At 71.1% G+C, this 21574-nt stretch carries 15 protein-coding genes; 2 read left to right on the top strand and 13 right to left on the bottom strand.

Annotation, left to right across the window (positions count from 1 at the left end; all coding sequences use genetic code 11):
- Nucleotides 1–124: 124 nt before the first annotated feature.
- The 6 genes from ABEA43_RS34870 to ABEA43_RS34845 all read right to left on the bottom strand — a co-directional run bounded on the left by ABEA43_RS34870 (nt 125) and on the right by ABEA43_RS34845 (nt 10173).
- Nucleotides 125–3346, bottom strand: coding sequence for a glycosyl hydrolase family 95 catalytic domain-containing protein (locus ABEA43_RS34870; protein ID WP_345568624.1), 3222 nt, complete (start codon nt 3344–3346; stop codon nt 125–127).
- 255 nt (nt 3347–3601) lie between these two features.
- Complete coding sequence (locus ABEA43_RS34865) at nt 3602–4960, bottom strand: cellulase family glycosylhydrolase (protein ID WP_345568623.1); 1359 nt, start codon at nt 4958–4960, stop codon at nt 3602–3604.
- 199 nt (nt 4961–5159) lie between these two features.
- Nucleotides 5160–6014 carry a carbohydrate ABC transporter permease gene (locus tag ABEA43_RS34860; RefSeq protein WP_345568622.1) on the bottom strand — a complete coding sequence of 285 codons (855 nt, stop codon included), beginning with the start codon at nt 6012–6014 and terminating at the stop codon, nt 5160–5162.
- Complete coding sequence (locus ABEA43_RS34855) at nt 6011–6958, bottom strand: carbohydrate ABC transporter permease (protein WP_345568621.1); 948 nt, start codon at nt 6956–6958, stop codon at nt 6011–6013. Before ABEA43_RS34855 ends, ABEA43_RS34860 begins: the two co-directional genes overlap by 4 nt.
- Before the next feature lie 68 nt (nt 6959–7026).
- Nucleotides 7027–8301, bottom strand: coding sequence for an ABC transporter substrate-binding protein (locus ABEA43_RS34850; RefSeq protein WP_345568620.1), 1275 nt, complete (start codon nt 8299–8301; stop codon nt 7027–7029).
- Between the two features lie 60 nt (nt 8302–8361).
- On the bottom strand, nt 8362–10173 hold the full coding sequence (locus ABEA43_RS34845; RefSeq protein ID WP_345568619.1) for a glycoside hydrolase family 127 protein: 1812 nt from the start codon (nt 10171–10173) through the stop codon (nt 8362–8364).
- A gap of 391 nt (nt 10174–10564) precedes the next feature.
- Here ABEA43_RS34845 and ABEA43_RS34840 point away from each other — a divergent pair, with 391 nt between their 5' ends.
- A complete protein-coding gene (locus ABEA43_RS34840) occupies nt 10565–11581 on the top strand; it encodes a LacI family DNA-binding transcriptional regulator (RefSeq protein ID WP_345568618.1) in 1017 nt (338 codons plus the stop codon).
- Between the two features lie 53 nt (nt 11582–11634).
- On the opposite strand, the gene ABEA43_RS34835 is transcribed toward ABEA43_RS34840, so the two are convergent.
- From ABEA43_RS34835 to ABEA43_RS34810, 6 genes are all read right to left on the bottom strand, one after another.
- The gene (locus tag ABEA43_RS34835; protein WP_345568616.1) at nt 11635–13092 is read right to left on the bottom strand and encodes an RICIN domain-containing protein; all 1458 of its coding nucleotides are present in this window, start codon (nt 13090–13092) and stop codon (nt 11635–11637) included.
- A gap of 25 nt (nt 13093–13117) precedes the next feature.
- Nucleotides 13118–13831, bottom strand: coding sequence for a hypothetical protein (locus ABEA43_RS34830; protein ID WP_345568614.1), 714 nt, complete (start codon nt 13829–13831; stop codon nt 13118–13120).
- The gene (locus ABEA43_RS34825) at nt 13828–14727 is read right to left on the bottom strand and encodes a carbohydrate ABC transporter permease (RefSeq protein WP_345568612.1); all 900 of its coding nucleotides are present in this window, start codon (nt 14725–14727) and stop codon (nt 13828–13830) included. Before ABEA43_RS34825 ends, ABEA43_RS34830 begins: the two co-directional genes overlap by 4 nt.
- Nucleotides 14727–15653 carry a carbohydrate ABC transporter permease gene (locus tag ABEA43_RS34820; protein WP_345568611.1) on the bottom strand — a complete coding sequence of 309 codons (927 nt, stop codon included), beginning with the start codon at nt 15651–15653 and terminating at the stop codon, nt 14727–14729. Before ABEA43_RS34820 ends, ABEA43_RS34825 begins: the two co-directional genes overlap by 1 nt.
- A 65-nt stretch (nt 15654–15718) precedes the next feature.
- Nucleotides 15719–17005 carry an ABC transporter substrate-binding protein gene (locus tag ABEA43_RS34815; protein WP_345568610.1) on the bottom strand — a complete coding sequence of 429 codons (1287 nt, stop codon included), beginning with the start codon at nt 17003–17005 and terminating at the stop codon, nt 15719–15721.
- Nucleotides 17006–17040: 35 nt separating this feature from the next.
- A complete protein-coding gene (locus ABEA43_RS34810) occupies nt 17041–18051 on the bottom strand; it encodes a hydroxyacid dehydrogenase (RefSeq protein ID WP_345568609.1) in 1011 nt (336 codons plus the stop codon).
- 192 nt (nt 18052–18243) lie between these two features.
- On the opposite strand from ABEA43_RS34810, the gene ABEA43_RS34805 reads away from it, so the two are divergent.
- Nucleotides 18244–20337, top strand: a complete 2094-nt coding sequence (locus ABEA43_RS34805) for a DUF2264 domain-containing protein (RefSeq protein ID WP_345568607.1) — start codon at nt 18244–18246, stop codon at nt 20335–20337.
- 85 nt (nt 20338–20422) lie between these two features.
- On the opposite strand, the gene ABEA43_RS34800 is transcribed toward ABEA43_RS34805, so the two are convergent.
- The gene (locus tag ABEA43_RS34800; RefSeq protein WP_345568605.1) at nt 20423–21544 is read right to left on the bottom strand and encodes a substrate-binding domain-containing protein; all 1122 of its coding nucleotides are present in this window, start codon (nt 21542–21544) and stop codon (nt 20423–20425) included.
- Nucleotides 21545–21574: the final 30 nt, after the last annotated feature.

Here is a 21574-nt window from a genome sequence, read left to right as displayed (position 1 = left end):
TGATTGCCAGGAACGCCGGAATCTTCGGCGGATACCGTTGTCATAACAATGATCATGACGCTGAGTGACCGAACGAGTGGACCCCGTAGGGCGGCGCGGCGAGGTGCCGCACCGCCCGCAGGGATCAGCCGAAGGCCAGCTCCCGCCAGCTCCCGACCTCCCCGGCGGTCAGGGCGCGGGCGATGACGGCGGCGCGGTCCACCGAACCGGTGAGCCGCTGCCCGCCGCCCTGGTCGGCGCCGAAGCGCAGCGAGCGGGCGGTGCAGCCGGTGATGCCGTCGGAGGTGGCCTGCCCGGTGGCCTTGCGTTCGCCGTCCACGTAGACGGTGATGGCGCCGGTGCGGTCCAGGGTGACGACGAGGTCGATCCAGCGGCCGGCCGGCAGGGTGGTGTTCAGCCCGACGTTCGCGCCGGCGCCGATGAAGCGCAGCGTGTTACTCGGAGTGACGTCGATGAGGACGCCGTCGGTGCCGGGGTCGCCGGACCTCTGCGAGTCGAACAGCCGTCGGTAGCCACTGCCCGCGATCTTGACCTCGGCCGCGAACGTCGCCTCCCGTACCAGGCCGAGTGTGGTGTCGGCGGTGGTCAGGTACGTGGCGCCGTCCAAAACCAGGCCGCTGCCCGAAGGGGCGGTGGCGTCGTAGACGGCGGTCCCGCCGGTGAGGGTGGCGTCGCGGCCGTTGCCCGAGGCGTCGGCGACGGTGCCGCCCTCCTTCGGGTCCCAGGCGACCAGGACCGAGCCCGGCGGGGCGGCGGCGCAGGGCTCCAGGGCGAGGACGGCGGTGGCCGCGCCCTTCCAGGAGTCGCCGGCGACCGAGGCGGCGAGCACCGCGCGTCGCGAACCGTCGGCGGCCCCCGGCGTGACGGTGAAGGCGGCGGTGCGCGAGCCGCCCGGTGCCACGCCGGGCACGTGGCGGGTGGCCGGCTCGGTGCTCCAGCCCTGGGGCACGGTGAGCGTCACGTCGGAGGCGGGCACCGCGCGGCGGCGGGTGGCCGTGATCGTCACCTCGGCCTGGAACGGGACGCCCGGCTGCACGGTGGCGGGCGCGGTCAGGGCGACGGCGGCCTCGTTCTGGATCGTGTACGCCTTGCCGGCGCGCGCGTTCCAGCTCAGGGTGTCGCCGTCGCGGCGCGGGCCGACCTCGTGACCCTGCTCGTCGTAGACGCGGTAGCGGCCGGCGACGAACGGTGACTTGACCTTGATCGGGCCGGTCCTGCCCGGGTGCACGGTGACGGTGTCGGGGGCGCCGTTCTTCCAGGTGGCGTCCACGGTGACGTCGCCGCGGGCGCGCAGGCCGGACACCGAGCCGTCGCGCCAGGCCGACGGCAGGGCGGGCAGCACGTGCACGACGTCGTGCTGGCTCTGCACCAGCATCTCGGCGATGCCGGAGGTGGCGCCGAAGTTGCCGTCGATCTGGAACGGCGGGTGGGTGTCCCACAGGTTGTCCAGCGTGGAGCTCTTGAGCTGCTCGGCGAGCATCTTGTGGGAGTGGTCGCCGTCCAGCAGCCGCGCCCAGAAGTTGATCTTCCAGGCTTTGGACCAGCCGGTGCCGCCGTCGCCGCGCGCGGTCAGCGAGATCTTCGCCGCCTCGGCCTGCGGGGTGCCGGGGGTGAGCTGGTTGCCCGGGTGCAGGGCGTACAGGTGGGAGACGTGCCGATGCTCGTCGGTCTTGGAGTCCCAGTCGCTCTTCCACTCCTGGAGCTGGCCCCAGGAGCCGACGCGCAGGCCCGGGTCGAGCTTGGCCAGGGCGGCGCTCACCTCGGCCTGGAAGCCCTGGTCCGCGTTCAGCTTCCTGGCCGCCGCCAGCGCGTTGGTGAACACCTCGCGGACGATCTGCTGCGACATCGACGCGCCCGCGGAGAAGTCGCCGTGCTCGGGCGAGTAGCTCGGGGAGACGACGAACCTGTCGTCACGTGGGTCGGTGTGCAGGAAGTCCAGCCAGAACTCCGCCGCGCCCTTGATCACCGGGTACGCGGTCTTCCGCAGGTAGGTCACGTCGCCGGTGAAGCGGTAGGTGTCGTACAGGTGCTGGGTGGTCCAGGCGGCGGCCTCGGGGAACCAGAAGGCGCTGGGGTAATTGTGCACGCCGGTGAAGCCGAACGGGTTGGTCTCGTTGTTGACCACCCAGCCGCGCGCGCCGTACATGTCCTGGGCGGTCCTGCGGCCCGGCTCGACCAGCGCCGCGATGTAGCGGTCGTACGGCGCGGTCGATTCGTGCAGGTTGGTCTGCTCGGCCGGCCAGTAGTTCATCTGCAGGTTGATGTTGACGTGGTAGTCGGCCGACCAGGGCGGGCTGGTGGAGTTGTTCCACACGCCTTGCAGGTTGGCGGGCAGCAGGTCGTTCTCGCGGGAGGAGGAGATCAGCAGGTAGCGGCCGTAGGCGAAGAACAGCGACTCCAGCGCGCGGTCGGCGGCCGACGTGCCGCCGGTGTAGCTCTTGCGCAACCGGTCGGTGGGGACGGCCGGCATGGTGCCCCCGAGGTCGAGCGCGACCCGGCCGAACAGCCTGCGGTAGTCGGCGACGTGCGCCTTCCTGAGCTCGTCGTAGCCCTGGGCGGCGGCGGCGTCCACCGCGGCGGTGACCTTGGCGTGCGGGTCCGCGCCCCGGTAGGCGGGGTAGGCGCCGGCGTAGTCGGTGCCGGCCGAGAGCACGAAGACGGCGCTGTCCGCGCCGGTGACGGTGATCTTGTCGCCGTCGTCGGTACGGGTGCCGCCCTGGGTGATCACCTGCACCTGGGCCTCGAACCGCATCCCGTTGTCCGCCAGCCGGCCGCGGATGGTGAGCCGGCCACCGGCGGCGCTGACCGTCTTGTCGTCGCGCGGCGAGGTGTGCCGCAGCGTGAACGACACCTTGCCGCCCTGGTCGGCCGACAGCCGGCCGGCGATCACGTTGCCGGGATTACTGGCGAAGTACTCGCGCGAGTAGCGCACGCCGTCCGCGCTGTAGCCGACCCGCGCCACGGCCTCGCGCAGGCTCAGCTCGCGCCGGTAGCCGGTCGGGCTCCGCGGCGCGCCGGCGATGTCCAGGAACAGGTCCCCGAGCGTCTGGTACGCGCCGAAGCCGGTCTTGGGCTGGCCGAGCTTGGCGGCCACGTCGTCCGGCGTCATCTTGCCGTCGCGGTCGATCTGCTGCTGGACCTCGGCGATCGCGTCCGGCCGCGGGCTCTTCCAGTTGCCGAAGTCGTAGCCGGCGGAGCCGGGGCCGCCGGTCCACAGGGTCTTCTCGTTGAACTGGAGCTGCTCGGACGCGACGCCGCCGAAGACCATCGCCCCGAGCGGGCCGTTGCCGATGGGCAGCGCCTGGGTCTCCCAGTTCGTGGCGGGCTGCTCGTACCAGAGGGTCAAGTCATCGGGTGTCTGATCCGGGCCCGCTTGCGCGTGCACGGGGGCCGATAAGCCGGCTGCGAGGGCGAATGCGGCGATCACACCGGCTCCGAATCGTCGCCTCGGGGGGTGGGGCACGGATTCCTCCGATCACAAAGGACCATGACCTAAGGAAATAGCACCGAAACCGGCGCGCAACAAGGGTGCCATCCGATGTTTCCGAGGTGCGCGCCGCCCGCTTGCGGCCGCGGGCGGCACGTCACCGGTCGCTGATGCTCAGGCCACCTGGCAGGCGGCTCCGTTGAGGGTGAAGGAGGCGGGCTTGGCGGTGTTGCCGGTGTGGGTGGCCTGGAAGCCGACGGTGGTGGCGGCGCCGGGCGCGAGGCCGCCGTTCCAGGCGGCGTTGACCGCGGTGACCTGGCCGCTGGCCGGCGAGTACGACGCGCCCCAGCCGTTGGTGATCGTCTGCCCGCCCGGCAGCGTGAACGCCAGCCGCCAGCCGTTGACCGCCGAGGCACCGGTGTTGGTGATCGTGAGGTTGCCGGTGAAGCCGGTGTTCCAGGTGTTCATCGTGTACGCCACCTTGCACGAGCCCGCCGGCGTCGGAGTCGGCGTGGGCGTGACGGTCGGGGTGACGGTCGGGGTGGCGCCGCCGTAGACGGCCGCCTCCTTGGCCGTGGCCTTGATGCCGTTGGCGCCGTTGAAGATCCGCTGGCCCCAGGTGGTGAGCTGGGCGGGGTCGAAGTTCGCCGCCATGTCCAGGATCGGGTCGGTGTTGCCGCTCCAGGACCAGCCGAGGTAGCCGAGACCGCGCGACACCGCCTCGGACAGCAGCGTTTCGTGATCCACCTCGCTGGCGCCGAACCGCCAGCCGAACTCGCCGATGACCAGCGGCCAGCCGTTGGTCCTGAAGCGGTTGAGGTAGTCGGTGATCGACGCGGCGGTGTTGAAGACGGCGTACATGTGGATGGACAGGACCGTGTTGTGCTGGGTGTCGGCGTTCAGGATGGTCTGGGCGTTGTCGCGCATGACGTACTGCCAGTCCTGGCCCCAGTTCGGCCCGTCGACCATGAGCAGGTGCTGGAAGCCGTTGGTGCGCATCTTCTGGATGGCGGCCGTGGTCGCGCTGGTCCACTGGGCGGCGTTGGTGTTGCCGATCGGCTCGTTGCCGATGTTGATGACGACGTGGTTCTCCTGGCCGGTGAGCGCGCTCTTCTGGCTGATCCAGTAGTTGACCGCCTCGTCGAGCGTGGCCGCCGCGCCGTCCTCGCCGTACCCGGTGGTGTCGTGCACCTCCAGGACGCAGATCAGCCGGTTCTGCTTGCACAGGGAGATCACGTTGGCGACGTCGGAGGACGGTCCCCATCGCTTGCCGCTGCCCAGCACCACGCGCACGGTGTTGGCGCCGAGTGCCTTGACGGCGGCGAATGAGCTGGTCTGGTTCGTGTACCAGACGTGCGGGTGGTTGACCCCGCGCATGGTGAACGTCTGGCCGCCGGCCTCGACGATGTTCGTGCCGCTGATGTGGAGCCCCACGGCCGCGTGCGCGGGCGGGACTCGCGCGAACAGGACGGTGCTCAGGACTAAGGCGACGAGCGCCGCGCCGGCCGCGGCGATCCAGGGTGTGGATCTCATCTCGGGTCTCTCCTCGCTGGGTTCGCAACGGTCGGAATGTACGCAGCACCGCCCGGCCCGTACAGCCGCCGCTCATCGGCCCGCGCGCGCCCCGACCGGCCCCTTAACCGTTAAGCGGAGGCCGAGCTGGCCGAACGTGTCAGAAAGGCCCCGCGAACGGCCGTCGGGGCAGGCCACCCGGTCATGAAAATTCCACACTTCACTTGACGGCTCCCGAGACCAGCCCCGCGACGTAGTAGCGCTGCAGGAGCAGGTACAGCACGATGCACGGCACGGCCGTGACGGCGACGCCGGCCTGCATGACGCCCCAGTTGAGGGCGCCGAGCTGGTTGGAGGCGAGCACGGTCAGCGTCACCGGCAGGGTGAACTTGGCCTCGTCGGTGACCAGGATCAGGGCCGCGAAGAACTCGTTCCAGGAGGCGAAGAACGTGAACAGCGCGGTGCTGATGAGCCCGGGGATCGCGACCGGCAGCAGCACGCGCGCCATGGCGCCGACGAGCCCGCAGCCGTCGACCAGCGCGGCCTCCTCGATGCCGGCCGGCAGCGCCGCGAAGCTGTTGCGCATGAGGAAGATCCCGAACGGGAGCTGGAACGTCGTGTAGACGAGCGTCAGGCCGAGCAGGGTGTCGCTCAGCCCCATGCCGTGCAGGATCGAGAACAGCGGCGTGATGATCGCCTGGAACGGGATCATGAACGTGGCCAGGATGAGGAAGAACAGCACCCCGCTGCCGGGGAAGCGCAGCTTGGCGAAGCCGTACCCGGCCAGCGTGGCCAGCACCACGGTCAGCAGCGTCGCGCCCGCGGCCACCACGAGGCTGTTGCCGACGTGCTGCCAGACGCCGACCTGGCCGGTGTTCCCGAGCGCCGCGTAGTTGTCCGGCGAGATCCCGTGCGGGAAGAGCGTGGGCGGGTTCTCCGTGGCCTCGCCGGGGGTCTTCAGCGACTGGGCCAGCATCGTGTACAGGGGGTAGAGCATGACGACGGACACGCACACGCACACCGCCCACCAGGCGGCCCGCGGCAGTGCCCGCCGGATGTCGGCGAGGGTGTTCATTCGTGCTCCGAGTTGCGCAGCAGGAGCATCTGCAGGGCGCTGACCGCCGCCAGGACCACCATGAGCATGGCCGACAGCGCGGCGCCGTAGCCGAGCTCGAAGTTGATGAAGGAGGTGCGGTAGATCTGGTAGACGGCGGTGATCGTGCCGTTGGACGGCCCGCCGGAGGTCATGATGTAGAACTGGTCGAAGGCCAGCAGCGAGCCGGCCACCGAGAAGACCAGCACCAGCGCCAGGGTCGGCCGCAGCAGCGGCAGCGTGACGTGCACGAACGCCTTCCACCGGCCGGCGCCGTCGATGCGGGCCGCCTCCGTCAGCTCGCCGGGGATGGACTGCAGGCCCGACAGCAGCAGGAGCATCTGCATGCCGGTGACCTTCCACACCACCATCGCGGTGACGACGAGCAGGCCGCTGGTGGCCGTGGCGAACCAGTTGGTGTCGCGGGTGCCGAGCCCGGCCCGTACGGCCAGGTCCGCCAGCGGGCCGAGACCCGGCTGGGCGAGATACAGCCAGAGGTAGGCCGCCGCCGCGAAGCCGATGACCACGGGCAGGAAGAAGACGGACTGGAAGACCCGCGCCGCCCGGCCCCCGCGGTGCACGAGGAACGCCAGCCCGAGACCCGACACCAGCAGGATCGGGGTGATCAGCACGGTGTATTCGAGGGTGAAGCGGATGGCGGCCAGCCACTCGGAGTCGTGGGCCGCCCTGACATAGTTCGCGAGCCCGATGAAGTGGTGCTCTCCGAGCAGCGGCCACTCGTGCAGGGACATCCAGAACGTCATGACGAGCGGGACGAGGAAGAACACGGTGACGACCGCCAGGGCGGGCGCCACCATCGCCACTCCCAGCAGCTGGCGGCGTCGTCTCGTCGAGAGCCGGGGTCCGCGTGGTCGCGCCGGAGCGGCGACCCGCGGCGGACCCGGCGCGACGTGCGTCTCGGTCATGCGGCCCTCCTTTGGCCGGCATGGGGCGCGCCGCCGCGGCGGTCAGGCGCCGCGGCGGGCAGCGGCCCTCAGCCCTGGTCGATGATCTGCTGGGCGGCCTGCTTCGCCGCCGCCTGCGCCGTCTTGATGTCGCCGGTGCCGAACACCGCCTGGTTGATCATCTTGGCCCACGGGCCGTTGTTGTCGTTGATGATCCCGTTCTCGACCACGCTGTACGGGGTCTGCCCGCTGGTCATGGCCTCGCCGAGGACCTTGTAGCGCGGGTCGAGCGGCGCGTAGATCTTGTCCACGAGGTCGGTCCTGATGGGGACGATGGCGTTCTTCGCCAGGATGGTCTGCGCCTCCTCGCCGGTGGCCCACTTGACGAAGTCGTAGGCGACGGCCTTGTTCTTGGCGCCCTTGGTGACCGCGATCTCGTCACCGCCGGCGAACGACGAGGTGCCGCCGTCCTTGCCGACGATCGGCGTGGCCCCGAAGTCGATCTTCTTGTCGGCCACCAGGGTCTGCACGAAGAAGGCGCCGAGGTTCACCATGCCGACCTTGCCGCTCTGGAAGGACTGCGGCTGCACGGTGCCGCCGTCGGTCTTCGCCGACGGGGGCATGAGCCCTTCCGTCCAGAGCTGGCGGTAGAACGTGAGGGCGTCGGTCACCTCGGCGCTGTCGAACAACGCGCTCTTGCCGTCGTCGGAGAGGATCTTCCCGCCGCTCGCCCACACGTGCGGGGCGAACTCGAAGACGTTGCAGCCGCCGCACTGGCCGGCCATGGTGAAGCCGTAGTAGTCGCTGCCGAGCTTGCGGATCGCCCGGGCGGCGGCCAGCATGTCGGCGTAGTTCGCCGGCGGCTTGTCCGGGTCGAGGCCGGCCTTCTTGAACAGGTCCTTGTTGTAGAAGGTGACCGACGCCTCGGCGGTGAACGGCAGGGCGAAGGTCTTGCCGTCGTACACCGCGAGCTTCTTGTGGGCCTCGCTGAGGCCGTCCTTCCACGTCAGGGAGTTCAGCACGGGGGTGAGGTCGTCGAGCACCCCCTTCGAGGCGAAGTACGGCAGGTAAACCAGGTCGATCGAGGCGATGTCCGGGCCGGAGCCCGAGGCGGCGGCCGTGCCGAACTTCTGCACGAAGTTCCCCGTCGGCACGATCGTGACCTGCACCTTGCCGTCGTGGGTCTTGTTGTACCGGTCGGCGAGCAGGTTGATGAAGCCCTTCGCGCTGTCGCGCACCCACATGGTGGCGGTGCCGGTCGGCTTGTCGTTCGCGGCCGACGTCTGGCCGCCACCGCCGCCACCGCAGGCCGAGACGGCGATCGCGAGCGCGGCGGCCAGGGCCGCGAGCCTCGTGGTTCTCATGGTCACTTCTTTCTGCCCGCGCCGCCGCGGGCGGGGGGTGTGTGATGGCGCGGCGTCTGCTCAGGCGAGCGGGAGCCAGACGCGCATGGCTCCGGGTCCCCGGTTCGCCCAGGCGTGGTAGGGGATGGCGGTGAAGGTGACCGGCGTGCCGGTGCGGGGAGCCGGGTCGTACGTTCCGTACAGCTCTTGGCCGAGCGGCCGGACCACGCCGGACAGGCGCAGCCGGACGGGCGTGACGGCGTCCTGCCCGCGCTCCTCGGCGATGGGGGCCGCGGGGTCCAGGCGCAGTTGCTCGACGAGGACGCCCTCGGGCAGGTCCGCCTGCTCGACGCAGTGGACGAGCGGCCCGCGCATGACGGCCACGCAGCCGCGGACGGCGTCGGCGCGCTCGTCGGCACGCACCAGGCGCGGCGTCATCGGCAGCGTGAGGCGCACCGTGGCGCCGTCCGCGCAGGTCACGCGCAGGTAGTCGCCGGGGACGGGTCCGGCGAGCACCTGCCCGCCGGTCACGTCGAGCGTGGCGCCCTCGGCCCAGGAGGGCACGCGGACGGCCAGCTCGCCCCTGCCGGTGACGGTCACCAGCACGTCGCCGTCCCACGGGTAGCCGGTCTCGACGACGGCGGTCAGGCTCTCCCCCGCGAACGTTCCCGGGGTGAGCAGGTGCACCTGCAGCCCGGCGGCGTCCGCGGTGGCCGCGTAGCCGTGCAGCGAGGCCAGCAGGCGGGCGAGGTTCGGCGGGCAGCAGGCGCAGCCGTACCAGGGCAGGCGCTCGCTGGGCGCGTCCTCGCTGGAGCCGTCGTGCCCGGTGCGCAGCTGGAGCGGGTTGGAGTAGAAGAAGGCGGTGCCGCTGTGGTCCATCGACGCGGCGATCGCGTTCAGCAGCGCGCGCTCCATCTCCTCGGCGTAGCGGGCCTGGCCCGTGGCCAGCAGCATGCGCCAGCACCACTGCAGGGCGGCGATGGAGGCGCAGGTCTCGGCGTAGGCGCGGTCCGGCGGCAGCTCGTACGGGTCGCCGTACGACTCGTCGCGGTGCCGGGAGCCGTGGCCCCCGATGACGTACATCTTGGTGCCGAAGGCGCTGTCCCAGAGCTGCTCCATCGCGCGCAGCAGCGACTCGTCGCCGTTCTCCAGGTAGAGGTCGGTGACGCCGGCGGCCAGGTAGAGCTGGCGCACCGAGTGCCCGATGGCCTCGGTCGCCTCACGTACCGGCAGGTGGTCCTGGTAGTACTGCGCGCCGAAGCGGCCGCCGGCCAGCGTGCGGTGCCCGCGCCGCTCGACCTGGAGCTCGGCCGCGCGCAGGTAGCTCTCCTCGCCCGTCTCGCGGTAGAGCTCGACGAGCGCGGTCTCCACCTCGGGGTGACCGTCGATGACCGGCTCACCGTCCTCGCCGAATTCGCGTACGACGAGATCGCCGAAGCGCCGGGCGACCGCCAGGAAGCGCTCGTCGCCGCTGCCGCGGTGCAGCGCCACGGCGGCCTGCATGAGGTGGCCCGCGCAGTAGAGCTCGTGGGTGTACTCGGGGTTGCTGAACGGCACCTTGTCCGGCGTGCCCTGCACGTAGGTGTTGAGATAGCCGTCCGGCGCCTGCACCTGTTCGAGCAGGCCGGCCACCTCGGACAGCAGCCCGGCCCACCGCTCGGTGCCGGACCGTCCCGCCTCCCAGCCGATGGCCTCAAGGGTCTTGTAGAGGTCGGAGTCGGCGAACCACGGTCCCTGGAAGGTCCCTTCCGGGCCGTCCTGGCCGGCCTCGGCGAGGCGGCGCAGGTTCGCGATGGTGCCGGTGCGTTCGACGTTGGCCACGCAGTGCGGGATGGTGGCGGCGGCGTTGAGCTCCTGCCAGCCGCCGAGCAGCGACGCGGGGTTCAGCCGCACCGCGCTCAACGGCAACGGTCCAAGGCGCGCGGGCCTTCGTGGCACAGCCGGGCCCAGAGTCCGGGTACGGAGTGGCGCGTCCTGAATGTGCGCGTTCACCTGCTGCCTCTCGAATCGGTGATAGGGGCGTGATGCGTGGCCGGCCGCCACTCGGGAAACAAGAATGAAACGTTTGCCCGGTCGTCAACCTAAGACTCCCCGATCCGCCGGTCAAGACCTCTATCCGCTTCTACCTCGGACTCTTCGCAACCTTTGCGCGTCGGCCCCTTGCCGGCCGCCGGTGTCCGCGGTGTACGGTTCTGGGAAACAATTTTCCCAATCGACCGGATGAAGTTTCCGTTTTCCGCCACGATCAGCCAGCAGCTGTCCCGACAGACCAGGAACAGCACTTATGACCGAGGAAACCGCCCCCAGGGCCGCCGCCCGCCGCGTCGGCATCGCGGACGTGGCCGCCAGGGCCGGCGTGTCCCTGGGCACCGCGTCCAAGGCGCTCAACGGCCGCGGCAGGCTCCGTGAGGAAACCCGCGCCCGGGTGCGGGCCGCCGCGGAAGAGCTGGGCTTCGCGCCCAGCAACGTCGCGCGCAGCCTGCTGACCGGGCGCACGTTCACCGTGGGCGTCATCACGACCGACAGCTACGGCCGGTTCGGCATCCCGGTGATGCGCGGCGCCGAGGACTCCCTCGCCGCGGGGGAGATGATCGCCTTCCTCTGCGACAGCCGCGACGACCCCATCCGCGAGCAGCACCACCTGCGCAAACTGCTGGAACGCCGGGTCGACGGCATCATCGTGGCCGGCCGCCGCACCGACGTGCGCCGGCCGCTGGGCGACGACCTGCCCGTCCCCGTCGTGTACGCCTTCGCGCCCAGCGGCGGCGCGCACGACTGCAGCGTGGTCAGCGACGAGCGCGGCGCCGGACGCCTGGCGGTGCGGCACCTGGCCAAGACCGGTCGCCGGCGCATCGCGCACATCACCGGCCCGCACTCCCACGCCTCGGCCCGCGAGCGCGCCACGGGGATGTCCGAGGCGCTCGCCGCCCACGGCCTGGAGCTCGTCGGCGAGCCGTTCTTCGGCAACTGGACCGAGGCGTGGGGACGGTTCGCCGCGGCTCAGATGCTGCGCGCCCACCCGGACGTGGACGGCGTCTTCTGCGGCAACGACGTGGTGGCCCGCGGGGTGACCGACGGGCTGCGCGAGGCCGGGATCTCCCTGCCCATGCAGATCGGCGTCGTCGGCGTCGACAACTGGGGGCTCGTCGCGGAGGCGGCCAGGCCGCCGTTGACGACCGTGGACCTGGGCCTGGAGGAGATCGGCCGCCGCTCGGCCGAGCTCCTGCTCGACGCCATCAACGGGCGGCCCGCGCCGGGCGTCCACGTCGTGCCCGCCCACCTGGTCGTCCGCGAGTCCTGAGCCGCCCGACGCCGCCTGCCGCGATGATCCGGCAGGCGGCCGGGATCGCGTCCCTATGACTGGACGCGTGACCACTGCTGGTTGGTGCCGCTGTGGCAGGCGTACTGCTGGATGTCGGCCCCGTCGCCGGTGCCGGAGCCGGACACGTCCAGGCACTTGCCGCTGTGCCGGGCGACGAGCTGGTAGTAGGAGCCGGTGGCCCGCCACTGCCACTGCTGGTTGGCGGCGGCGCCGCAGGTGTACTGGATGACGTTGCCGCCGTCGGCGGCCGACGCGCTCGCCACGTCCAGGCACATGCCGCTGTTGACGTTGACGATCCGGATGTAGCCGCCGCCCGCGTCCTCGAAGTACCACTGCTGGTTCTCGCCGCCGTTCCAGGCGTACTGCTTGACCTCGGCGTTCGCGGCGGCCGACGCGCCGATGACGTCCATGACGCGGCCGCTGTTGCGGTTGACCACGCGGTGGTAGACGGACGCGGGCGTCGGCGGCAGGCTGTCGGAGATGCCCCACGAGTAACGGAGCTGGTCGCGGCCGGAGGCGCTGGTGGTCGACAGCGTGATGCTCGTGCCGCTGCCGTTGATCTCCTGCAGCCGGTACCAGTCGTTGACGCGCACGCCCGGCCAGTAGACCGTGCCCAGGCCCAGCGACCGGGCCTCGGCGGCGACGCCGCGGACGAACGCGACGAACGAGTCGCTGAGCGAGGGCTGATCGTAGGTGCGGCCGTCGGTCATGGGCGCGCCCCACTCGGTGATGAGGACCCGGGCGGCGTAACCGCCGACGCTGTCGCGCACGTGCTGCCGCCACTGCAGCTCACTGGTGAGGCTGCTGTTGAAGAACGCGTAGGTGTGCAGGGAGATCAGCGTGCCGTCGAAGCGGCTGTCACCGCCGATGGTGGCCAGCCGCTGGTTGTAGCCGGCGCCGCTGATGATGATCCGGCCCCGCGGCACGCCCGGATAGGTGGTCAGCCATTGCGCGGCCAGGTTCTTCCAGTTCGCGTCGCTGTATCCGTGGGGCTCGTTCATCGGCTCGAAGTGGACGAGGCCGTTGCCGCTGTACTTGGTGACGATCTTCTGCCACATCGCCCAGAACTGCGTGGTGTCGTCCACCAGGCCGTCACGCGAGCTGTCGGCCTCCCAGTAGCTGAGGATGACCTTCATGCCCTTGGCGGTCGCGGTGTCGATGGCGCCGATGTAGGAGTTCCAGTAGGAGCCCGAGACGGTCGGGTAGTTGACCGGCAGGCGCACCGTGTTGGCGCCCAGGTTGGCCTGGAAGCCGGACAGGATCCGGTCCGCCTTGGCCTGGGTCGTCGCGTAGGTGTCGGAGGTGCTCAGGCCGCCGAGCACGAGCGTGTCGTCGACGAAATTGTCGCGCTGGTCGGCCCAGTTGACGCCTCTGAAGCCGTTCGTCGCCGCCTGGGCGGTGGTGGTGACCGCGGCCACCACCCACACGGCCGTCGCCGCCGCCAGGGCGAGTGCCGTCCCTAACCGTAAGAGCCGGTTGTTCCCTCGCATCGTGCCGTCCTCTCTCTGACTGTTGTCACATGGAGGTGCTCGTTCGCTCAGGCGTGCGGGCGACGATGTACCTGGTCGTGGCCCACACGAGGTACAGCAGGGGCGCGCCCAGGAGCAGCACGCCGATCACCGGCCTGGTCAGCACGACGTACCCGGCCAGGCCGAGCACGACGAGGTTGAGCGCGGCCAGGTACCAGCGCCGCGCCACGAGGTAGACGCAGGGGCGGAGCAGGGCGCGTACCGGCCGGCTCCCCGGCTCGGCGAGCAGCACCAGGAGCGCGACGGTCACGGCCGCCACCAGCGCCGCCGCCGTGCCGAAGAACGGGACGAACGCCGGCCCCCAGCCGGTGCGCGCGACGACCGCGGCGTCGAGCCCGAGCACGCTGACGGCCGCGGCGCCGCCCGCCCAGACCAGCGCCGCGCGGCCCCCGCCGCGCCGGTAGCCGTCCCAGAACGGGCGCAGCACGACGGCCGTTCCCCCCTCCCCCAGCGCCGCGAAGCAGGCGAACGCCCCCGTCAGCGCCGGCGCGCACAGCGGCGACAGCGCGGCGAAGAACGGCCACGACGCGAGCGGGTCCCGCACGATCGCGAGCGCCGCCAGGAGCGGCGCGCAGGCGACGGCGAGCAGCACGTTCGTCATCAACCCGACGTAGACGGTGCCGAACACCTTCTCGTACGTGCCCTGCGCGGCCGGCCGCAGCAGGCGGCGCACCCCGGTGACCTGCCCGTGCCCGCTCATCCCTTGAGCCCGCTCGTCGCGATGCCGCGGATGAAGTACCGCTGGCCCAGCAGGAAGATGACCAGGATCGGCAGCACGGACAGCACCGCGCCCGCCATGATCATGGCGTACTCCGCCTCGTACTGCCCGACGAACGAACGCAGCCCGAGTTGCACGGTCCACAGCTCGTTGCTCGTCAGGTAGATGAAGGGCCCCATGTAGTCGTTCCAGGTGTTGACGAACGTGAGCAGGGCCAGGCTGGCCAGCGCCGGCTTGGACAGCGGCAGCATGATCCGCCAGTAGATGCCGTACTCGCTCAGGCCGTCGATCCGCGCGGCCTCGCACAGGTCGTCGGGGATCGACATGTAGTACTGGCGCATGAGGAATACGCCGAACGCGCCGAACGCCTGCAGCAGGATGATCGACCAGTACGTGTCCGTCAGCTCCGCGCGCTGCATCATGATGTACTGCGGCACCATGTACGCCTGCCACGGCACGGCGATCGTCGCGATGTAGGCGACGAACAACGCGTCCCGGCCGGGAAAGCGCACCTTGGAGAACCCGTAGGCGGCGAAGCTCCCGCTGAGCACCTGCAGCAGCGTGATCGTCACGGCGAGGAACGCCGAGTTCCCCAGGTAGGTCAGCAGCGGGATGCGCTCCCAGATGTCCACGAAGTTCGACCAGCGCAGCTCGTCCGGGATCCACTGGATGGGGATGGTCAGGACCTGGTTGTCACGCTTCAGCGCCGACGACACCATCCAGCCGAACGGCACCAGCACCAGCGCCGTGACCACGGTGAGGGCCGCGTACGTCGCCGCCGCGCGGACGGGCCCCCGGGCGGGCCGGTCCGCCCCTGGCGGGGCCGACGGCGGCCGCGGCCCCGCGGCGGCCGGCGGAGCCTCGCGCAGCGTCGTCATCAGCCGTTCCTCCGTTCGTTGAGCCGGAACTGGATGAGGGTGGCGGTGAGCACGATGAGGAAGAGCACCAGGGCGATCGCCGAGGAGTAGCCGAACCGGCCCTCTCGGATGCCCTGCTCGTAGACGAGCTGGGCCAGGACCTTCGTGCTGCGGCCCGGCCCGCCCTCGGTCATGACCACGATGAGGTCGAGGACCTTGAAGCTCTGGATGGTCAGCATCACGACGACGAAGAACGTCGTGGGCCGCAGGCTCGGCACGGTGATGCTCCAGAAGCGCTGCCAGGCGTTCGCGCCGTCGACCGTGGCGGCCTCGTAGTACTCCTTCGGGATCGTCTGCAGCCCGGCCAGGTAGAGCACCATGTAGTAGCCCATGTCCCGCCACACGCTGGTGACGATCACCGCCGGCATCGCCCAGTCCGTGCTCGCCACCCACCTGGGCGGGTCGTCGAGTCCGAGCGCCTCCAGCACCTGGTTGATCGGCCCGGCCGTCGGGTTGAACAGCATGTTCCAGACGATGGCCACGGCGACCAGCGAGGTGACGTACGGGAAGAACGCCGCGGTGCGGAAGAAGGCCATCCCGCGCAGCTTGCGGTTCAGCACGAGCGCCAGCCCGAGCGCGGCCACCAGTGTGAGCGGGATGTGCCCGGCCGCGTAGAAGAGCGTGTTGCGGAGCGCGACGTGGAAGTTCTCGTCACTGAGCATGCGCTGGAAGTTCTTCAGCCCCACCCACTCGGGCGTGCTGTAGGAGTCCCAGTCCAGGAACGCCAGCGCGAACGCGGCCACCATCGGGACCAGGGTGAACAGCGCGAAGCCGAGGAAGTTCGGGAGGATGAAGCTCCACCCGATGAGGATGTCGCGCCACACACGCTTCCTGGGGGGCGGCGCCTCCGGCGCGGGCCGCGCCGGAGGCGTCATCACATGGGCCATGACCGTCCTTTGTGACAGCTGAACTGGGGTCCTGCACGGGACGCGGCGGGCGCCCGCCGCGTCCCTCAGTTGAGCGCCTCGCTCTTGACGCGCTCGTTCATCGAACGGATGCCGTCCGCGGCCGACTTCTCGCCGACCATGACGAGCTGGTGCTCCTCGTTGAGGATCGTGTCGATGTCGGATGACTTGTCGCTGACCGGCATCTCCAGCGTGACCTTGTCCGGCTGGAACGCCTTCTTCGACAGCTCGTCCGTCGGCATGCCCTCGCGCGAGAAGTACGCCTTGGTGATCTCGGGCGTCTGCAGCGCGGGCACCACGCCCACCTTGGTGATCGCCTCGGCGCCCGCCTGACCGGCGGCGAACTGCACGAACTTCTTGGCGGCGTCGGCGTGCTCGGACCTGGCGTTGACGGCGAAGGCGGTCGGCGAGCCGAACGTCGTCACCCCTGTGCCGCCCGGGCGCTGCGGCATCGGGGCGAGCGCCCAGTCCACGTCGGTGGTGCCCTTCCCCTTGGCCTCCAGGATGCCGGAGACGTACCAGGTGCCCATGGGCATCATGGCCGTCGCGCCGGTCTCGAACTGCGTGCGGTAGTCCGACTTCTGCGCGGTCGCGGTGCCGAAGTCGAGGACCGCGCCGGACTTCTGCAGCCCGAGCGCCACCGCGTACTGGTCGGTGAAGAAGGAGTAGTCGCCGCTGAGCAGGTCGCCGCCGGTCTGGACGGCGGCGACGGCCTGCACGACCGACCGCCAGGTGTGGTGGTAGGTGCCGTAGACCTTCTTGCCGCCCTCCTCGCGGGTCAGCTGCTGGGCGAGCTTGGCGTACTCGTCCCAGGTGAGCTGCTCCGGCATGGTGGCGCCGGCCTTCTCGAACAGCTTCTTGTTGTAGTAGAGCAGCCAGAAGTCCTGCCGGTACGGCATCGCGAAATACTTGCCCTGGACGTCGAAGGCGGACAGGCCCGCCAGCTTCGCGGTGTCGGTGGACTTGACCGCGTCGGTGATGTCGAGGAGCTGCTTGCGGCTGGAGTAGCGCGAGTAGTCGATGACGTTCTTCATCGTGATCACGTCGGTCTTGTCGCCGCCGGCCAGCATCGTGGTGACCTTGTCGGGATAGTCGTCCGCGAGGATGTCCACCGGCTTGATCTTGATGGTCGGGTTCGCCTTCTGGAAGGCGTCGAACAGCGCCGTGAACTCGGGGGTCTTGGCGAGGTTCCACACCGAGACCGTCAGGGTGAGGCTCCCGTCGCCGCCGGCGGCGGGCTCGCCGGAGCCGCCGCAGGCGGTCACGGCGAGGGTGAGCGCGGCCACCGCGCCCATACCTCTCATCAGGCGGCGCGAAGTGTTCCAAGCGATCATTGATCCGGTTCCTTTCCGTTGAGCCGGTATCGGGCTCAGGCGCTCACCTTGAACTCGTCCACGGTCACGGCCGCCCGGGGCGACCGGCCGGTCAGGTACCGTTCCAGCTCGTCGAGCGCGCTTTCGCTCATCCGCCGGGTCTCCGAGCCGAGAGATCCGGCGACGTGGGGGGTGATCATTACGTTGGGCAGGCCGTGCAGCGGCGAGCTCAGGGGCAGCGGTTCTGGGTCGGTGACGTCGAGGATCGCGTTGAGCCGCCCGGCGGAGCACTCCCGTTCGAGGGCTGAGGTGTCCAGGACGGCACCGCGGGCGGTGTTGATCACGGTCGCGCCGTCGGGCAGCGCGGCCAGTTCGGCCGCTCCGATGAGGTGGCGGGTGGCCGGCAGCTCCGGGACGTGCAGGGAGAGCACGTCGGAGCGCGGCAGCAGGCCGGGCAGCTCGACCAGGCGGGCGCCGGCCGCGCTCACCTCGGCCGGGTCGGCGTAGGGATCGGCGACGAGGATCTCCAGCTCCAGGTCGCGCAGCCGTTCGACGACCCGGCGGCCCACCCGGGAGTAGCCCACGATCCCGACCGTGCGCCCCCGGTTGGACAGGTCTTCGCGCTCGACCAGGGAGGACCAGGACGCGCCGCGCATGAGCGTGTCCTGGGCGATGAAGGGCGCCTTCTTCCCGGCGAAGATGATCGCGGCCAGGGTGAACTCGGCCACCGGGATCGCGTTCTCGTCGGCCGCGCTGGTGACCAGGATGCCGCGGCGCCAGACCTCGTCGGTCGCGAACGAGCGCACCGTGCCCGCGCAGTGGAAGATCGCGCGCAGCCGTGGCGCGTCAGCGAGCAGGCCGGCCGTCAGGGGCGGGCAGCCCCATGACGTCAGGAGCACCTCGACCTCGCGCAGCCTGCGCCGCCCCGCCGCCGAGTCGAGGTCGGCGGTCACGATAGGGTCGCCCAGGTCGGCGAGCGCACGCAACCGGCGGAGCTGCGGTTCCTGGAACTGCACGCCGAACGTCGCGTGATCCATGACCAGCAGGGCCTGCGGTCGTCTCGTCATGAGTGCGACCTCATGACCATGGTGCTGTGCTTAATGGTTGCCTCGCTTCACTCTGCCCCATCGCGGCAAGCGCTTTCCGATGGCGCCGATCATGTCCGATCGTTACAATCGCGTCAATACCTTGTTAATCAGTTCGATCACGTTTATCTGATCGATATTGATCGCGCTTGCTCGATCAGCTCAGGAGGATGGATGCGCACGCTGCGCGAATCCCTGCGGGAACTGGACGATCGCCTGCTCTCGCCGTACACCGGGTGGACGCGGGACCATTGGGCGGCGCTCGCGGACCATCTCCTCCTGTCGGCCCGGCCGTACGCCTCGGACTCCCACGCGCGCATCTCCTTCCCCGGCGCGCCGGGCGGGTACGGGTCCGACGTCGACGGGCTGGAGGGCTTCGCGCGCACGTTCCTGGCCGCCGGGTTCCGGGTCGCGGGCGAGGGCGGGCGCGACCCGCTGGGCCTGATGGACTGGTACGCCCAGGGGCTCGCCGCGGGGACCGACCCCCGGTCGCCGGAGCGCTGGGTGCGGCTCGACGAGCACGACCAGGCGAAGGTCGAGGCCGCCTCCATCGCCCTGGTGCTGCACCTGACGAGGCCGTGGCTGTGGGACCGGCTCACGCCGCTCGTGCAGGAGCAGGTCGTCGCCTATCTCACGCCCGCGATCGGCTCCGGCTATCCGCCGATCAACTGGATCTGGTTCCAGATCATCGTCGAGCAGTTCCTCGCCTCCGTCGGCGGGCCCTGCTCGGCCAAGGACATCGACGAGGGCCTGGCCCTCACCGACGGCTTCGTGCGGGAGAACGGCTGGTACGCCGACGGCTCAGAACGCTCCTACGACCACTACGTGGGCTGGGCGCTGCACTTCTACCCGCTGATGTGGACCGAGATGGCGGCCGGCGACCCGGTGGCGGACACGCGGCGGGCGGCGTACCTGGAGCGGCTCGGGCCCTTCCTGCACGACGCCGTCCACCTCGTCGGCGCCGACGGCTCGCCGCTCATCCAGGGCCGCAGCCTCACCTACCGCTTCGCCGCCGCCGCCCCGTTCTGGATGGGGGCGCGCGCCGGCACGCCGTCTCCCGGTCCCGGGCTCCTGCGCCGCGCCGCCTCGGGGATCGCCCGGCACTTCGCCGAGCACGGAGCGCCCGATGAGGACGGGGTTCTCACGCTCGGCTGGCACCACGCCTGGCGGCCGATCGCGCAGTCCTACTCCGGTCCCGGCTCCCCGTACTGGGCGGCCAAGGGCCTGTTCGGCCTGTCGCTGCCGGCCGGCCACCCGGTGTGGACGGCCGTCGAGGAGCCTCTGCCGGTCGAGTCCGGCGACTACCAGCTCGCCGTCCGCGCGCCCGGCTGGCTGGTCAGCGGCACCCGCTCGGACGGCGTCGTCCGCGTGGTCAACCACGGCACCGACCACTCGCATCCGGGGACGAACCTGACCGATTCCCCGCTGTACGCGCGGTTCGGCTACTCGACCGCGACCTCGCCCCTGCTGGCCGGCGAGAACTCCGCCGAGCCCTTCGACCAGTCGGTCGTGATCCTGGACGAGGGCGGACGGCCGAGTCACCGCACGGGGTTCGAGACCACCTTCACCGGCCGGCTCCCCTCGGGGACGCTGGTCGGGGCGTCGCGCTGGCAAGCCCACTGGGTCGCCCCCGACGCCGGCCAGCCGGACCACGGCAGCGGCCGGTCGGGAACGCCCCGGCTGGGGCCGTGGCTGGAGGCGATCTCCGCCGTGCGCGGCCCCTGGGAGCTGCGCCTGGTCCGGGTGTCGGCCGCGGCGGTACCGAGCAGCCCGCTGCCCATCGACGCGGCATCCGTGGGAGTGCCGGGCGGCCCACTGCCCATCGGCGCGGAGCCCGCGGGAGTGCCAGGCGGCCCGCTGAGCACCGGCGCGGCGGCGGTGCCGGGCGGCCCGCTGCGTATCGGCGGCTGGCCCCTCCCCGCCGACCACGACGGTCCCGCCCTGGACGGGCCTGGGCGCGAGGGGCGGGAGGTCGCGTGGAACGGCGCCCTGCGTTCCCAGCTCGTCCCCGGACCGGGGCTGGAGACGTCCGGCGTGCTCCAGGCGCCGGACTCCGCGCCGCTCGCCGCCTGGACGCTGGTCCCGTGGTGCGCCACCACGGCCCCGGCCCAGCCGGGCACCTGGTACGACGTGGCGATCTACCTCGGCGCCCAGGACCCTGCCGACCCCCCGGCCCTGACCTGGGACGGCACGGAAACCGCCCGCGTCATCTGGCCGGACGGCACAGAGGACCACCTGGACACAGCCGAGGCGACAGCCCTGTCCTGAGACGGCACGGAGACCACCCGGCCCACCTGGCCGGGCGGCACCGAGGACCGCGTGGACACGGCCGGAACCTCGTCGTCGTAGCCGCCTACGACGACGAGAACCGGACGATCAGGCGGGGCTCGATGATGACGCGGTGCGCGGGCCGTTCGGGATCGGGGTCGGCCAGGCGCCCCGCGAGCATCCCGAAGGCCGCCCGCCCGATGGCCGCCTTGGGCGGCCGGACGGCCGTCAGCGGCGGGTCGCACAGATCGGCCACCTCGTCGTCGTAGGTCACCAGCGCCAGGTCGCCCGGCACCCGGATGCCGCGCTCCCGGCAGCGTTCGACCAGGCTGATGGCCTCCGGGTCGGAGTGGACGAGCAGCGCCGTCGTCCGCGAGGAGACGCACGCGTCGAGCACGTCGTCGAGCGCCTTCGGCCAGCCCGGGTCCCGCTGGTCGACCGTGTCGACGTCGGGCACGGCGCCGTCGAGCCCGAGCTCCTCGCACGCCTGCCGCCACCCACGCCGTACGTGCACGCTGGTCGGGCTCTGCCGGGTGGTGATCAGCCCGATGCGCCGGTGGCCCAGGGCGGCGAGGTGGCGTACGGCCATGGCGGCCCCGAAGACGTGGTCGCTGACCACCGACTCCATCGCCTCCCGGTAGTCGCCCACCTCGGCGGCCCGCTCGATGAGGACGACCGGCACCCCCGTGCCCTGCAGCCAGCGCACCAGCTCCTCCCCGTCGTCGCCGGTCGTGGTCGGCGCCACCAGCAGGCCGTCCACCTCCCCCGTCTCGACCAGCCGGGCGAGCTGGCGGCGCTCGTCGGCGGCCTGGTAGGTGGCTCCGCGCAGGACGATCTTCGCGCCGGAGGCCGCGGCGGCCTCGCGGACGCCGCGGATCACGTCCGGCCAGTAGTAGTCCAGCGACGGGACGACCATCCCGATGGTCGGCTGCGGCTGCCCCGCGTCCGCGATGACCGCAATCTCCTCCGGCTCCCCGTGACCGAGGGTCTCGGCCACGGGCCCGTTCTGGAGCACGGCCCCGCCGCGCACCCGGCGGATGAGCCCCTGGGAGGAGAGCAGCGCGATGTCGCGGCGGATGGTGATGACCGAGACGTCCAGCTCCGAGGCCAGCTCGTTCACGCGCACGACGCCGCGCCTGCGCAGCAGCTCGACCACCTGGGCCCGGCGCTCGTCCGGCAACGGGGTCGGCGGGTCCGGGAGTGTCACTGTGGCACCGTCTTTCTCGAAGGCACCCTT

The organism is Nonomuraea rosea (assembly GCF_039539705.1).
Lineage (GTDB): Bacteria > Actinomycetota > Actinomycetes > Streptosporangiales > Streptosporangiaceae > Nonomuraea > Nonomuraea rosea.
This window is presented reverse-complemented; position numbering and strand designations above follow the sequence as displayed.

What these genes read in the sequence shown, in the direction of transcription:
- ABEA43_RS34840 (WP_345568618.1), top strand. Translation starts at nt 10,565, where the DNA reads ATGACCGAGGAAACCGCCCCCAGGGCCGCCGCCCGCCGCGTCGGCATC.
- ABEA43_RS34860 (WP_345568622.1), bottom strand. Translation starts at nt 6,014, where the DNA reads ATGAACACCCTCGCCGACATCCGGCGGGCACTGCCGCGGGCCGCCTGG.
- ABEA43_RS34820 (WP_345568611.1), bottom strand. Translation starts at nt 15,653, where the DNA reads ATGGCCCATGTGATGACGCCTCCGGCGCGGCCCGCGCCGGAGGCGCCG.
- ABEA43_RS34810 (WP_345568609.1), bottom strand. Translation starts at nt 18,051, where the DNA reads ATGACGAGACGACCGCAGGCCCTGCTGGTCATGGATCACGCGACGTTC.
- ABEA43_RS34830 (WP_345568614.1), bottom strand. Translation starts at nt 13,831, where the DNA reads ATGAGCGGGCACGGGCAGGTCACCGGGGTGCGCCGCCTGCTGCGGCCG.
- ABEA43_RS34815 (WP_345568610.1), bottom strand. Translation starts at nt 17,005, where the DNA reads ATGATCGCTTGGAACACTTCGCGCCGCCTGATGAGAGGTATGGGCGCG.
- ABEA43_RS34850 (WP_345568620.1), bottom strand. Translation starts at nt 8,301, where the DNA reads ATGAGAACCACGAGGCTCGCGGCCCTGGCCGCCGCGCTCGCGATCGCC.
- ABEA43_RS34805 (WP_345568607.1), top strand. Translation starts at nt 18,244, where the DNA reads ATGCGCACGCTGCGCGAATCCCTGCGGGAACTGGACGATCGCCTGCTC.
- ABEA43_RS34835 (WP_345568616.1), bottom strand. Translation starts at nt 13,092, where the DNA reads ATGCGAGGGAACAACCGGCTCTTACGGTTAGGGACGGCACTCGCCCTG.
- ABEA43_RS34865 (WP_345568623.1), bottom strand. Translation starts at nt 4,960, where the DNA reads ATGAGATCCACACCCTGGATCGCCGCGGCCGGCGCGGCGCTCGTCGCC.
- ABEA43_RS34855 (WP_345568621.1), bottom strand. Translation starts at nt 6,958, where the DNA reads ATGACCGAGACGCACGTCGCGCCGGGTCCGCCGCGGGTCGCCGCTCCG.
- ABEA43_RS34825 (WP_345568612.1), bottom strand. Translation starts at nt 14,727, where the DNA reads ATGACGACGCTGCGCGAGGCTCCGCCGGCCGCCGCGGGGCCGCGGCCG.